The sequence below is a fragment of the Brevundimonas sp. GW821-FHT12C05 genome, assembly GCF_058807475.1.
Genome location: NZ_JBXAQS010000001.1, coordinates 113,881 through 127,515, shown reverse-complemented (window position 1 = coordinate 127,515; position 13,635 = coordinate 113,881). Strand labels below are relative to the sequence as shown.

Genomic DNA, 13,635 nt, shown 5'->3' with positions numbered 1-13,635 from the left:
CGCTGCCCGGACACGCGGGGCGGCGCCCGATCCACCCCGAAGGTCTCACCTTGAGACCCTTATCGGGACTGGCGGTGCGCGGCCCTTACGGCTTTCGAGCCATGGCTGATGCGCGTCGCCGCATGCGAAAGAAACCGCTCCGTGAGCAACAACACCTTTGAATCCATGGGCCTGAATCCGGCCCTGCTGCAGGCGCTGACCTCGGAAGGCTACACCACGCCGACCCCGATCCAGCAGAAGGCCATCCCGGACGTCATGGCCGGCCGCGACCTGCTGGGCATCGCCCAGACGGGCACCGGCAAGACCGCCGCCTTCGCCCTGCCGATCCTGCATCGCCTGGCCGCCAACCGCGTCGCCCCCCTGCCCCGCACCACGCGTTGCCTGGTGCTGAGCCCGACGCGCGAACTGGCCACCCAGATCGGCGAAAGCTTCAAGGCCTACGGCAAGCACCTGGGCTTCCGCGTCGCCGTGATCTTCGGCGGCGTGAAGTACGGCGGGCAGGAACGCTCGCTGAACCAAGGCCTGGACATCCTGGTCGCCGCCCCGGGCCGCCTGCTGGATCATATCCAGCAGAAGAACCTGGACCTGTCCGCGACCGAGATCTTCGTCCTGGACGAAGCCGACCAGATGCTGGACCTGGGCTTCATCAAGCCGATCCGCCAGATCGTGTCGCGCATCCCGGCCAAGCGCCAGAACCTGTTCTTCTCGGCCACCATGCCGTCGGAGATCGGCAAGCTGGCCGGCGAGCTGCTGAAGGATCCGGTCAAGGTCCAGGTGACGCCGCAGGCCACGACGGTCGAGCGCATCAACCAGTCGGTCATCCACATCGAGCAAGGCCGCAAGCGCGCCCTGCTGACCGAGATGTTCTCGGACCCCGAGTACACGCGCTGCCTGGTCTTCACCAAGACCAAGCACGGCGCCGACAAGGTCGCGGCCTATCTGGAAGCCGGCGGCGTCGAGTCCGGCGCCATCCACGGCAACAAGTCCCAGCCGCAGCGTGAGCGCACCCTGGCCGCCTTCAAGGCCGGCAAGCTGCGCGTGCTGGTCGCCACCGACATCGCCGCGCGCGGCATCGACGTGGACGGCGTCTCGCACGTGCTGAACTTCGAGCTGCCGCACGTGCCGGAAGCCTATGTGCACCGCATCGGCCGGACGGCCCGCGCGGGCAAGGACGGTTCGGCCATCAGCTTCGTCGCCGGCGACGAGATGAAGCTGCTGCGCGACATCGAGAAGGTGACCCGCCAGAAGATCCCGTCGAGCGACCGCCGCAACGACAAGTCGCTGGCCCTGCTGGACCAGTCGATCATCGCCTCGGGCGTGAAGTCCAAGGCGACGATGCCCGACGACGGCCGCGGCGACCGCCAGCAGCAGCGCGGCCCGCGCAATCCGCGCCGCGACGGCGTCAAGCTGGAAGGCGGCGGGCAACCTCACCGCGTCCGCAAGGCCGGCCCCGGCCGCGACGCCCGTCCGACCCCGGAACGCGCCTTCGACCCGATGGCCCGCGACCGGCCGCGCAACACCAACAACGACCCGCGCCACTCCTCGGCCCCGTCGTCCAACGAGCCCAAGCCGGTCGGCGAGATGAAGCGCCGTCCGCGTCGCCGCAAGCCGTCGAACGGCGGCAAGGGTTACGCCGCCAAGGCATAGGCCAGACGACCTGAGACAAGGCAGAACGCCCGCCGGATCGCTCCGGCGGGCGTTTTTGCATCAAGGCCGGTCAGCGGCCCGATGAACAGCCTGGATCAGAAGGCCATGCGGGTGCCGAGCGACCAGACCAGGCCGTAGCCCTCGGTCGTGCCGCGCAGGCTGGACAGGGTCGCGGCCGGCGTGCCCGGATACTGGGTCCGGTCGCTGTGGGCGTCGCCGTCCTGGAAGGCGATGTAGGTCAGGCCGAAGTCGACCGACATCCGGTCCGTGGCCTTGGCCGTCAGGCCGCCCGAGATCAGCCAGCGATCCGAGTCCGGGATACGGGCCGTGCGCTCGTTCTCGCGGGTCGGGGTCGGGGTGTAGCCGAGGCCGCCACGGAAGGTGAGCTTGTCGGTGGCGACGTAGTCGAAGCCGACCGCGGCGGTGGTGACATCCTTGTAGTCCAGGCGGATGGTCTGGCCGCCGGTCGGATAGGCGACCTCGATGGCGTCGAACTCGGACCAGCCGATGCGGTTGACCTGGGCGTTCAAGGTCAGGCGATCGTTGACCGCATAACGGGCCGAGGCGGCGATGTAGGACGGGGTGCTGAAGCCCGCCACGCCCGAAGCGCTGGTGTTGGCGCCGGCGAGCGGGCCGAGCAGGCCGGAGATGACCACATCGCCGTCCAGCTCATGTTCGATGGCCGAGCGGTAGCTCAGACCGAGGTCCAGCTTGCCGAAATGGCCCTGGGCGCCGACGTTCCAGCCATAGTCCCAGCCGTCGCCTTCCAACGAGGAGAAGCCGTCCGGCAGGGCAGGCGACAGGTTCGGCAGGGCCGAGGTCAGCTTGGCCTTCACATACTGGGCGTCGAAGCCGACGCCGACGTCCAGCCAGTCGGTGACGCGCATGGCGCCGACCAGGCTGATGTTGGCCGAGCGCAGCTCGGACGTCAGGGCGTCGTAGCGGGCGAACGAGTCCGGCTCGTACTTGGTGGTGAAGTTGTAGGGGGCGGCGACGCTGAGGCCGACGGCGAACCGGTCGCCGATCGGGGTGGCGATGGCGAAGTTCGGAACGATGCCGCTCTCGATCGGGCTGGACGCCGGGCTCGTGCCGGAGACCGGGACGGTGACGCCGCCCGGATAGGTCAGGCTGGAGCCGGCGTCGCGGACCTCGGAATTGACCGCCACGGCGTGCAGGCCGACGGTCACTTCACGGCCGCTGCGGGCGATGGCGGCGGGGTTCCACCACAGGGAGGCGACGCCGGTGTCGGCGGCTTCGCCGGAATAGGCGCGACCGGCGCCGCGGGCGGCTTGCTCCTGCAGATAGTAGGATTGGGCCGCGGCCGGAGCGGCGACGGCCAAAGCCAGCGTGGCCAGAGCCACGCCGGTGAACAGCGACTTGGTGGGGGTCATTACTTTTTACTTTCGGAGGCCCGGGGGGAGGGCGGCGTTTCCATAACTATGCCGGGGAGGCACGGTGGGAATGCGCGTCCGGTCCTTTGGCTGCAACGGATTGAAGGTTTTGTCGCAGCAATGTGATCAATGTTCACCTGGTCGGTGAACAGCGTCTTTCGCAGGTCTGCGCCAGACAGCAGAACGCCCGCCGGAGCGATCCGGCGGGCGTCTGATTTTCCGTCGTGTCTTCCCTGAAGGGATCAGGCGGCGGCGGACGCCGGCTGGATGCCTTCGGCCGGGTCGCGCAGGACGTAGCCGCGGCCCCAGACGGTCTCGATGTAGTGTTTGCCGCCCGCGGCCGTGGCCAGCTTCTTGCGCAGCTTGCAGATGAAGACGTCGATGATCTTCAGCTCGGGCTCGTCCATGCCGCCGTACAGGTGGTTCAGGAACATCTCCTTGGTCAGGGTCGTGCCCTTACGCAGGGAGAGGAGCTCCAGCATCTGGTATTCCTTGCCCGTCAGGTGAACGCGGTGGCTGTTCACCTCGACCGTCTTGGCGTCCAGGTTCACGGCGATCTCGCCGGTGTGGATGATCGCCTGGGCGTGGCCCTTGGAACGACGGACCACGGCGTGGGTGCGCGCGATCAGCTCGTCCTTGTGGAAGGGCTTGGTCATGTAGTCATCGGCGCCGCCGCCGAAGGTCTTCACCTTGGTCTCGATTTCCGAGGTGCCCGACAGGATCATCACCGGCGTGTTGACCTTGCCGACGCGCAGCTGGCGCAGCACTTCCAGGCCGTTCATGTCCGGGAGGTTCAGGTCGAGCAGGATCAGGTCGTAGTCATAGATCTTGCCCAGATCGATGCCTTCTTCGCCGAGGTCCGTCGTGTAGACGTTGAAGCCTTCCGACTTCAGCATCAGCTCGATGCTTTGCGCCGTCGCGTGATCATCTTCGATTAGCAGGACGCGCATGAGTGCCCCTCCAGGCAGAGCTTGGCCGTAAATGTATTGGTACCGTTTCCGGGTAACCTTGTTCGAACGTTAATCCTTCAAAACCTTAAGAAGGGTTAACACGAGTGGTTAACGGCGAATCTAGGCTGATTTGCGAATCGCCGTCGAGAGTCGCGAGTCAAGCAGCCGAACTTTTTTCGAAGGCGCCGCCCATACGTCCATTTCCGACGTGTCGCAGGAATATAGTCCTACTCCAAGGCCGGCGATCAGACCGGCCCATGACGAGCATGGAGATGGGACAATGGAGGACCTTTATCGAACCCCCGCGACGGGCGGGGACCGGCTGAGGGCGGGACTGGCGTTGCAGATGGTGGCCGCCGCCACCGGCGTGCCGGTCGACACGATGAGCGGCGGGGTGCGCCGGAGCGGGCAGGCGTGCCGGGCGCGCTGGCTGGCCATGTATCTGGCGCATGTGACCTTCGGCTGGCCGATCGAGCGGGTGGGCCACGCCTTCGGCATGAACCGGGCGACGGCGGCGCAGGCTTGCCGCTGGGCCGAGGACGAACGGGATCGACCCTGGCTGGACGATCTGCTGAACCGGCTGGAACGGGCGGTCCGCGACCTGCTGGACGCGCCGCGCTGCGAGCTGCCGGTATGAGCGGCGGACACAGGCTGGAGCGGGCGCGGCGGCTGTTGGCCCTGCCGGACGGGTGGCTGGAGGCGGTCCCCGGCGGCTACGCGTTGCGGACAGGGCGGGACCGGCGGGCGCGCGTGATGCTGACGCTCGACGAGACCGAGTTCCGCGCCCTGGCCGAAACGCCGGGACTGAAGACCCGCGACGGCGGCGGCTGGACGGCGCGCGGGGCGATCGCCCTGCCCGCCTCCACCGCGGGTCGGCCGGGCGTGACCGAGGGACTGCGCACGATCATGGAGGCCGGGGGCCCGACCGCGCTGAGGGCCAATCTGACGGTTTCGCCCGTCGCCTGGCTGGCGGGCCGGGCCGATGCGGACGGCCGCCCCTGGCTGAGCCGGACGGAGATCGCGGCGGCGGAACAGCTGGGACTGGAGGCCGAAGCGGCGCTGCGCGGACCCGGCCTGACCATGCGCTGGGACGCCCCGCCCCGCTCCCGGTCAGGCGGCGGCGCACGGCGGCATGAGCCGGGCGACGCGGCGCTGGCGGCGGCCCGCCGGGTGGAGGCGGCGCTGGCCGCCTGCGGCCCGGCCCGGACGATGGTGCGGACGATTTGCATCGAGGCGACGCCGTTGCAGGCCGCCGAACAGGCGCTGGGCCTGCGCCGTCGCACGGGCAAGGCGATGCTCAAGCAGGGACTGGCCGCGCTGGCCCGGCACTACCGGCTGGCGTGATCGCCGAACCGCGACAGAAGCGCCGAACCTTACAAGCTGGTAACTTTTGTCCGACGAACATCGGTCCTAGGGTGGCCCCCGTGACGCGCTCCGAAAGGGGCGCGTCCGCGTTTTTAAGGCGTCGCTCTCACCGGCGCCGGGCTTGTCGGGGGAAGTGGCGTGAAAACAGTACTGGCATCCAGCCTTGCGGCGGGGCTGATCCTCGGCATGACCGCCGCACCGGCGACGCCGGCGATGGCGCAACAGCACCTCACGGCTCAGATTCTGGATGACGTCTGCCTGCCATACGCCAACCGGTCCAAGAGCTTCGAAAAGGCCATCCGCGCCGCTCGCGACCTGCAGTTCCGCCGTCCCGCGAACGAGCGGGGCCAGGTGCTTGAGGAGTATGCCTCCGAGATCAATCTGGTGTCGCAGGACGGCGCCTGGCGGGTGCGTCTCGAGGAGGGCTCCGTCCCGGTCGGCGACGTCGAGGCCTACGCCGTGACCTGCACCCTGTCCTCGACCCGGGCCAGCGCCCGCGAGCTGGCCGACCTGGGCCGCCGGGCGTTCCGCAACGAGCAGTACTGGACCACCGACCAGACCGCCCCGAACCAGTGGGACCGGCGCGTCCGGAACCCTGACGAGCGCCGGCTGGAAGTGCGCGTCGTCGAGGACAACGGCGAACGCCCCGCCCTGACGATCCGCGGCCTCTATTTCTGAACCGAGGCCGCCGCGTCCCTGATGCGGCCGACCATGCTGTTCAGCCCGTTGGCGCGCTGACGCGTCAGGGCCGAGGGCAGACCCAGCCGATCCAGCGCCGCCCGGGCGTCGAAGCCCAGGATCTCGGCCGGCGCGCGGTTCGAATAGAGCTTCAGCAGCAAGGCGATGTTGCCCTTGCTGATGGCGCTGTCGCTGTCGGCTAGGAAGACCAGCCGATCGCCTTCGTGACGCACGGCCAGCCAGACCTGCGCGGCGCAGCCCGGCACCTTGTTGGCCTCGACCCGATCGGCGTCCGGCAGGGGGGCCAGATCCTTGCCCAGGTCGATGACGTATTCGATGCGGCCTTCCCAGTCGCCGAGCAGGTCGAACTCCTCGATCAGTTCGGCGAGGACGGCGTCGATGGGGGGCGGCGGGGTGGTCATCGGGGGCAGATAGGCCGATGCCGCGTTAACGACAACCACGCCGGTCATCCCCCGAAATCGGTCCGGACGGCCTTTCAGGCAGTCGCCTCATAAGGGTGCGGACTTTGGACGACTCAAGCGGGCGGCTAGGCTGGCCGTCGGTATTGTCGCCATTCCTCCCATTTCGCCCGCCCTTGAACAGCAGCTCCAGACCCGAGCCGGCCGAAAGCGCCCCCCGCGCCGGGGGCAGCGACCGCGCGGCCCTGGCCGCGTGGCACGCCGGCTGGGCCGTGGCCGCGGCCCTGCTGGCGCTGGGCGCGCGCTGGATCGGCGGCGTCGAAGGCCCGATCTTCTACAGCGTCCTGGCCATGATCGTGCCGGGCCTGATCGGCCTGAACCTGCTGCAGCGCGACGGCATGCGCGAGCGGATGATCCTGCTGGGCGTCTGGGGCATGGCCGCGGCGACCACGGCGGCCCTGTCGGGCGGCCTGACGGGTCCATTGGCCGGCTTCGTCTTCCTGCCCCTGACGGCGGGCATCGCCCTGGGCGGTCCGCGCCCGGTGCAGGTCGGCGCCCTGGGCGTCGGCGTCGCGGCGCTGGCCGGGCTGGCGACCAGCTGGATGCTGGGCGGCCCCGGCCCTCACCTGCCCGCGCTGGCGGCCCTGTCGGCGGTGCTGACCGCGGCGGCGGCGGCGCTGGCCGTGCGCCTGTCGTGGCGGCAGCGCGAGCAACGCATGGCCACGGCCGAAGCCGAGGTGCGCCGGGTCGAGGCCCTGATGGCGGCCCAGCCCGGCCTGACCCTGATCCTGGAACCCTCGGGCCGCGTCGTGGCCGCCTATGGCGCGCCGCCGCCGTCCCTGCCGGTCGATCCCCTGTTCGAGCAGGGGCTGGTGGCCGCGATCCACGCCCCCGACCGTCCCCGCCTGCTGGCCGCGCTGGCCCGGGCGGCGGCGGGGCTGGAGGGCTCCGCCACCCTGGCCCCGCGCATGGCGCTGGATCGCCGGATCCAGCTGGTCATCCGCCGGCTGGAGGATCCTTCGACGGGCCCGCGCGTGATCGCCCAGGTGTTCGACGCCACGGCCCAGTACGCCCGCGAACTCGGACTGGAAGTGGCGCGCAACGAGGCCGAGGCGCGCGAACAGGGCAAGACCCGCTTCCTGGCCAATATGAGCCATGAGCTGCGCACGCCGCTGAACGCCGTGCTGGGCTTCTCGGACATCATGCGCCAGCGCCTGTTCGGGCCGATCCCCGACCGTTACGCCGAATACGCCGACAACATCCACCAGGCCGGCGGCCACCTGCTGGACCTGATCAACGACCTGCTGGACGTCTCCAAGATCGAGGCCGAACGCTACACCCTGACCGTCGAGAAATTCGACGCCCGCGAGGTGGTGTCGGACGCCATGGCCCTGGTCCGGGTCAACGCCGAGGACAAGGGCGTCAACCTGTCCGGCGTCCTGCCCGCCGATGCGGTCGAGGTCTCGGCCGACCGCCGCGCCCTGAAACAGGTCGCGCTGAACCTGCTGTCCAATGCGGTGAAATTCACCCCCGAGGGCGGCGCCGTCACCGTCACGGTCGAGGCGGTCGGCCCCTACCTGGAGATCATCGTCGCCGACACCGGCGTCGGCATCGCCCCGGAAGACGTCAAACGCCTGGGCCGCCCGTTCGAACAGGCCGGCGCGCCCGAGCAGCGGCGCCAGGGCACCGGCCTGGGCCTGTCGCTGGTCCGCGCCTTCACCGAACTGCACGGCGGCCGGATGAGCATCGAGAGCACCCTGGGGGAAGGCACGGCGGTGACGGTGCGGATGCCGGTGGCCCTGGTGGCGCGGGCGCCCGCGCCGGAGGGCGGCGCCGAGATCATCCCCCTGCCGGTGGCGAACGGCGGCTGAGCGCTCAGGCCACCATCCGCTCGGTGCGCGAGAAGGGGCTGAGGCCGAGCCAGGTCTGCATGTCGGCCATCAGGTCCGCATCGCCCGTCAGCATCAGCCGCCCGCTCGCCCGGGCGGCGGGGACCGTGTCCAGGCCCATCCAGATGGCCGTCATGGTCCGCAGGTCGCAGACCACATAGAGATCGACGTCGAAGCCCGGATCGACGGAGCAGAGATCGACCTCGGCCTGCTCCGGCTCGACCAGCAGCCACCAGGCGCGTTCCTTCGGCTGCTCCGGATACTGGAAATGGATAACGCTGCGGCGGCGCGGCAGGGGCGTCAGGTCCAGTTGGCGGCGCATGTCCCACATCAGCAGCTGGGCATCCAGTTGCTGCAGCGAGACGTCGCTTTCGATCCAGCGCTGCCCCCATACGCCGAAGGCCTCGACGAGGGGGCCGAGTTCCCGGCCCGCGTCGGTCAGCTCATATTCGAAGACCGCAGGGTCGGAACGGGACGCGGACCGCCGCACCACCCCCGCCGCCTCCAGATCCTTGAGCCGCTGCGACAGCAGGCCGGGCGACATCCGCGGCACCCCGCGCCGCAGGTCGTTGAAGCGGGTCGTTCCCGCCACCAGCTCCCTCAGCAGGACGATGGTCCAGCGCGAACACAGGATCTCGGCGGCCATGGCGACCGGACAGAACTGGCGATAACTGCGCGTTTCGGACATTCGCGACCTCCCACATTCCGATGTTACGCTTGGGGCCGGCAGGGCTCCAGTTCAGTTTCTGTACCGGGCCGGTTCAGTTCCTGAACTGGCTGCGCGCGGAGGAGCTCCGTCATATCGCCGTTCGAGCGACAACGTGCAGCAAGGACGCCCCATGACGACCCCGATCTCCACCTCCGAAGACTGGCTGGCCCGCGCCGACCGCGTGGCCGCCGCCATCGCCGCCGAGGCCGCCCGCCACGACGACGACGACAGCTTCGTCGCCGACGCCTATGCGCGCCTGAAAGCCGAGGGCCTGTTCAAGGCCCTGGTCCCCGTGGACTTCGGCGGCGGCGGGGCGACGGTGACCGACCTGTGCCGGGTGATCCGCCGGCTGGGCGCGAGCTGCGGCTCGACCGCCCTGGCCTTCGCCATGCACAGCCATCTGGTGGCGGTGGCGGCGTGGCGACACGCGCATCAGGGCGCGCCGACCGAGGGGCTGCTGAAGCGGGTGGCGGCGGAGGATCTGGTGCTGGTGTCCAGCGGCGGTTCGGACTGGCTGGCCAGCGGCGGGGCGGCGGTGAAGGTCGACGGCGGTTTCCGGGTCACGGCGCGCAAGCCCTTTTCCAGCGGCTGCCTGGGCGGCGACCTGCTGATGACCAGCGCGGTCTGGAACGATCCCGAAGGCGGCCCGACCGTTCTGCATTTCGGCGTATCTCTGAAGGCCGAGGGCGTGAGCATCCTCGACACCTGGAAGACGCTGGGGATGCGGGGCACGGGGTCCAACGACATCGTGCTGACCGAGGTGTTCGTGCCGGAGGCGGCGGTGTCGGGACGACGGCCCGCGGGGCCCTGGCACCCGCTGTTCCACATCATCAGCATGATCGCCTTCGCCCTGATCTATTCCGCCTACGTCGGGGTCGCGGAAGGCGCACGGGCCCGCGCCCTGGAGATCGCCCGCAAACGCCCCGAAGACCCGACCCTGCCTATCGTCGTCGGCGCGATGGAGAACGCCTTCGCCCTGACCGAGATGGCGTGGGAGCGGATGGTCCAGAACGCTGAAACCGGTGCGCCGGGACCCGAGGCGACGGGCCGGGCCATGTCCGCCCGGACGCTGCTGGCCAAGGGCGCGATCGAGACCGTGGAGAAGGCCATGGAGGCCGCCGGCGGAGCGGCCTTCTACCGCAGCACGGGACTGGAACGGGCCTTCCGCGATGTGCAGGCGGCCCGCTTCCATCCCCTGCAGGAGACGCCCCAGCTGCGCTACAACGGCCGCCTGGCGCTCGGCTGGGACATCGACGGCTAGGCGAGAACCGCCTTGGGCTCCATGTGCGCCTCCAGTCCGAAGACGCCGCGTTCGCGGCCGATGCCGGACTGTTTGAAGCCGCCGAAGGGCGCCTGCGGCTCGTGCGGGGCGCCGTTGATGTGGACGCGGCCGGCCTCGATCCGGGCGGCGACGCGGCGGGCGCGGTCGAGGTCGGACGACAGGACATAGGCCTGCAGGCCGTAGTCGGTGTCATTGGCGATCCGGACCGCCTCCTCCTCGTCGGCGTAGGCGATGACCGCCAGCACGGGACCGAAGATCTCCTCGCGCGCCACCCGCATGTCGTTGGTGGCGTCGACGAAGACGGTGGGGCGGACGAACCAGCCGCGCTCCAGCCCCTCGGGGCGGCCCTCGCCGCCGGTCAACAGGGTCGCGCCCTCCTCCAGCCCCAGGCGGATGTAGCCCTGCACCCGCTCGTACTGGCGCTGGCTGACCATCGGACCGATGTCGGTGGCGGCGTCATTGGGATCGCCGACCCGAACCGCCTCGACGGCGGCCTTCAGCTTGGGCAGGAACTCCGCCATCCGGCTTTCGGGGACCAGGACGCGGGTGCCCGCGACGCAGGCCTGGCCGCTGTTCATGAAGCCGGCGCCGACGATCGCCGGTAGGACCGCATCGAGGTCGGCGTCGTCCAGCACGATCTGCGGACTCTTGCCGCCCAGTTCCAGCGTGACGCGCTTCAGGGTCTCGGAGGCGGCGCGCAGGATGGTGCGGCCGACGGCGGTGGAGCCGGTGAAGGTCACCTTGGCCACGTCGCGGTGGCTGGAGAACTCGGCGCCCACGACGTCGCCGCGGCCGGTGACGATGTTGAACAGGCCCGCCGGGGCGCCCGCCTCGTGCAGGGCTTCCATGACCACCTGGGTCTGCAGGGCGCTCATCTCGCTGGGCTTGATGACGACGGTGCAGCCGGCGGCGATGGCGGTCGCCATCTTGCCGCAGATGAAGCTGGCGTTGCTGTTCCAGGGGGTGATGGCGGCGACGACGCCCAGCGGCTGCATCACCACCTCGGCGCGGCCGATGGTCTGGTGGAAGTCATAGGTCTCCAGCGTCTGGGCGGCCTCGAGGAAGGCGCCGGCGGCCATGCTCGCCATCCATTCCAGCCGGGCCGCCGGCGCGCCGTACTCCTCGACGATGGCGGCCAGCAGATCGGCCTGGCGGGCGGCCATGGCGTCGTGCAGGCGATGCAGAACGGCGATGCGCTCATCCTTGGTGGTCGCGGCCCAGGCCGGAAGGGCGCGCTTCGCGGCGGCGACGGCGGCGCGGGCGTCAATCACGTCGCCCAGCCGGACGCGGCCGATCACGGCCTCGGTCGCCGGGTTGTGCAGGTCGAACAGCTCGTCGCCGTGCGGGGTGACGAAAGCGCCGTCGATGTAGATCTGTTCAAGGGTGCGCATGGGGAAGCTCCTGTCGTTGACGGAGCCGATGTAGTCCCGCGCATTTCCGGCTATAAGCCGTACAAATCGGCACGCACTGATGAGCATAATCACACAATGAATCGCACCGGCCTGACCGAGCTGGAAGCCGTGGTGGCGGTGGCGCGGCGTGGCGGGTTCCGCGCGGCGGCGCTGGACATGGGCATGTCCCCCTCGGCGCTCAGCCATGCGGTGGCGGCGCTGGAGGCGCGGCTGGGCGTGCGGCTGTTCAACCGGACGACCCGCAGCGTGTCCCTGTCCTCGGCCGGCGAACAGTTCATCGCACAGGTGGCCCCGGCCCTGGGCGCCATCCACGGCGCGATGGAGAACGTGGACGAGCATCGCGACCGGCCCACAGGGCTGCTGCGGCTCAACGCGGCGCTGGGCGCGGCGCAACTGCTGCTGAGACCGCTGATCCTGGAGTACCTGCGCCGTTATCCGGACACCCAGGTCGAAGTGGTCACCGACAACGCCTTGGTCGACATCGTCGCCGGCGGGTTCGACGCCGGTTTCCGATTGGCCGAGGTCGTGCCCGTCGACATGACCGCGGTGACGGTGATCCCGACCATCCGCTCCATCGTCGTGGGCGCGCCCGCCTATTTCGAGGGCCGCGTCCCGCCCCGCTCGCCGTCGGACCTGAAAGACCACCGCGCCGTGCGCGCCCGCATGGCGTCGGGAAAGGTCTATCACTGGGAGTTCGAGAAGCGCGGCCAGGTGGTGACCATCGACGTGCCCGGCGATCTGACGCTGGACGATGCGGGCCTGATCCGAGAGGCGGCCCTGGCGGGGGTCGGGCTGGTCTATCTGACCGAAGCCTCGGTGCTCGACGACATCCGGGCCGGACGGCTGGTGCAGGTCCTGGACGACTGGACGCCGTCCTATCCGGGGCTGCAGCTCTACTATCCCGGACGGCGGCACGCCCCGGCCAAGCTGCGGGCCTTCATCGACCTGGCGCGCGAGTACGCCCGAACGGCCTAGAGACTGCCCATGGCCAGGAAGGCGCGGCCGGCGGCGAAGTCGCCAGCCTCGAACGGCACGGTGGCCACGCTGCCGTCGCGGAAGTGGAACTCGATGGCGAAGGCCTCGCGCGGGTCCAGCCGGTCCAGGGCGTCGGCGGCGAAGGGTGCGAACCGCCAGGCCTCGCCCGCGCGCTTGCCCGCCGACAACAGCATGGGATCGGCGGCGGAGACCTCTGACGCCCACAGGCTGGCCCGGGCCGAGGCCGGGATCAGGTTGTTTCCGGCCAGCCAAGGCCGCGGCGCCTTGGCCGGATCACGGAAGACCAGCCGGGCGGCGGTGGGGCGTGGGCGGCCGTACCAGCTGACCACGGCGGTCAGGGCGGCCTCGTCGCCCTTGCCCGCGTAGCCGAAGGTGACCGGCGAAGCGCCGACCATCGAGGCCTGCTGCAGGCGCCAGGTCGGACGGGCGTAGCCCGTGCGGTTGGCGATCCAGTCCAGCCGGTCGCCGGGGAAGGTCATGCGCGGCGTGCGGGCCCAGCCCTCGAACGCGCCATCGACGCGGCTCTTCACCACCGTCAGCTGGGGATCGCGGCAGGAGACGGCGCCGGCGCGAGCGCGGGCGCGGTAGGCCGCATCGGTCAGATCCGCGGCGGCGGCGCCGGAACGCAGGGCCGCCCCACGCGCCTGGGCGGTGGCGGCGACCAGGGCGCGTCCGATATGGGGTTGGAACAGGTCGCAGCGGGCGTCGGCGGCGACCACGAAGGCGCGCTCATAATAGGTGTCGGCCGGACCGGCGAAGGCGGCGCCGGGCGCGAACAGGGTCGCTGCAACCAGCAAGGCCGTCACGATGCGCGGCTGGGTCTTCGGGGCGTTCTGCCGTATCGTCATGCCCCGCACCCTACGCATCGAGCGTTCAGGTCCGGTGTCCGAGCAGGGT

13 protein-coding genes are annotated in these 13,635 nt (G+C 70.1%); 7 read left to right on the top strand and 6 right to left on the bottom strand.

Annotation, left to right across the window (positions count from 1 at the left end; genetic code table 11):
* Positions 1-141: 141 nt before the first annotated feature.
* Positions 142-1,647 (top strand): DEAD/DEAH box helicase, encoded by a 1,506-nt coding sequence (locus AC1RRF_RS00525; protein WP_492831798.1) that lies wholly within the window; start codon positions 142-144, stop codon positions 1,645-1,647.
* A 95-nt stretch (positions 1,648-1,742) separates the two neighbouring features.
* Here AC1RRF_RS00525 and AC1RRF_RS00520 read toward each other — a convergent pair whose 3' ends face one another.
* Together AC1RRF_RS00520 and ctrA are read right to left on the bottom strand one after the other, a co-directional pair.
* The gene (locus AC1RRF_RS00520; RefSeq protein WP_492831796.1) at positions 1,743-3,038 is read right to left on the bottom strand and encodes an OmpP1/FadL family transporter; all 1,296 of its coding nucleotides are present in this window, start codon (positions 3,036-3,038) and stop codon (positions 1,743-1,745) included.
* A 242-nt stretch (positions 3,039-3,280) separates the two neighbouring features.
* The gene (gene ctrA, locus AC1RRF_RS00515) at positions 3,281-3,988 is read right to left on the bottom strand and encodes a response regulator transcription factor CtrA (protein WP_492831794.1); all 708 of its coding nucleotides are present in this window, start codon (positions 3,986-3,988) and stop codon (positions 3,281-3,283) included.
* A gap of 280 nt (positions 3,989-4,268) precedes the next feature.
* Between ctrA and AC1RRF_RS00510 the strand changes: the two genes are divergently transcribed.
* The 3 genes from AC1RRF_RS00510 to AC1RRF_RS00500 all read left to right on the top strand — a co-directional run bounded on the left by AC1RRF_RS00510 (position 4,269) and on the right by AC1RRF_RS00500 (position 6,031).
* Positions 4,269-4,625, top strand: coding sequence for a helix-turn-helix domain-containing protein (locus AC1RRF_RS00510; RefSeq protein WP_492831792.1), 357 nt, complete (start codon positions 4,269-4,271; stop codon positions 4,623-4,625).
* Positions 4,622-5,332: a DUF6456 domain-containing protein gene (locus AC1RRF_RS00505; protein WP_492831790.1), complete on the top strand. Its 711-nt coding sequence runs from the start codon at positions 4,622-4,624 to the stop codon at positions 5,330-5,332. Before AC1RRF_RS00510 ends, AC1RRF_RS00505 begins: the two co-directional genes overlap by 4 nt.
* A gap of 159 nt (positions 5,333-5,491) precedes the next feature.
* Positions 5,492-6,031, top strand: a complete 540-nt coding sequence (locus tag AC1RRF_RS00500; RefSeq protein WP_492831788.1) for a hypothetical protein — start codon at positions 5,492-5,494, stop codon at positions 6,029-6,031.
* Here the strand turns inward: AC1RRF_RS00500 and AC1RRF_RS00495 are convergent.
* Positions 6,022-6,453, bottom strand: a complete 432-nt coding sequence (locus tag AC1RRF_RS00495) for a SufE family protein (RefSeq protein ID WP_492834115.1) — start codon at positions 6,451-6,453, stop codon at positions 6,022-6,024. The two genes, AC1RRF_RS00500 and AC1RRF_RS00495, sit on opposite strands and share 10 nt — an antisense overlap.
* Positions 6,454-6,626: 173 nt before the next feature.
* Between AC1RRF_RS00495 and AC1RRF_RS00490 the strand changes: the two genes are divergently transcribed.
* Positions 6,627-8,321, top strand: coding sequence for a sensor histidine kinase (locus tag AC1RRF_RS00490; protein ID WP_492831786.1), 1,695 nt, complete (start codon positions 6,627-6,629; stop codon positions 8,319-8,321).
* Between the two features lie 4 nt (positions 8,322-8,325).
* On the opposite strand, the gene AC1RRF_RS00485 is transcribed toward AC1RRF_RS00490, so the two are convergent.
* Positions 8,326-9,027 carry a winged helix-turn-helix transcriptional regulator gene (locus AC1RRF_RS00485; RefSeq protein WP_492831784.1) on the bottom strand — a complete coding sequence of 234 codons (702 nt, stop codon included), beginning with the start codon at positions 9,025-9,027 and terminating at the stop codon, positions 8,326-8,328.
* 151 nt (positions 9,028-9,178) lie between these two features.
* Between AC1RRF_RS00485 and AC1RRF_RS00480 the strand changes: the two genes are divergently transcribed.
* Positions 9,179-10,309: an acyl-CoA dehydrogenase family protein gene (locus AC1RRF_RS00480; protein WP_492831782.1), complete on the top strand. Its 1,131-nt coding sequence runs from the start codon at positions 9,179-9,181 to the stop codon at positions 10,307-10,309.
* Here the strand turns inward: AC1RRF_RS00480 and AC1RRF_RS00475 are convergent.
* Entirely contained in the window at positions 10,306-11,721 is a 1,416-nt protein-coding gene (locus AC1RRF_RS00475; protein WP_492831780.1) for an aldehyde dehydrogenase family protein, read from the bottom strand. The genes AC1RRF_RS00480 and AC1RRF_RS00475 overlap by 4 nt on opposite strands.
* Before the next feature lie 96 nt (positions 11,722-11,817).
* On the opposite strand from AC1RRF_RS00475, the gene AC1RRF_RS00470 reads away from it, so the two are divergent.
* The gene (locus AC1RRF_RS00470; RefSeq protein ID WP_492831778.1) at positions 11,818-12,717 is read left to right on the top strand and encodes a LysR family transcriptional regulator; all 900 of its coding nucleotides are present in this window, start codon (positions 11,818-11,820) and stop codon (positions 12,715-12,717) included.
* Here the strand turns inward: AC1RRF_RS00470 and AC1RRF_RS00465 are convergent.
* Positions 12,714-13,586: a hypothetical protein gene (locus AC1RRF_RS00465; protein WP_492831776.1), complete on the bottom strand. Its 873-nt coding sequence runs from the start codon at positions 13,584-13,586 to the stop codon at positions 12,714-12,716. The genes AC1RRF_RS00470 and AC1RRF_RS00465 overlap by 4 nt on opposite strands.
* Positions 13,587-13,635 lie beyond the last annotated feature (49 nt).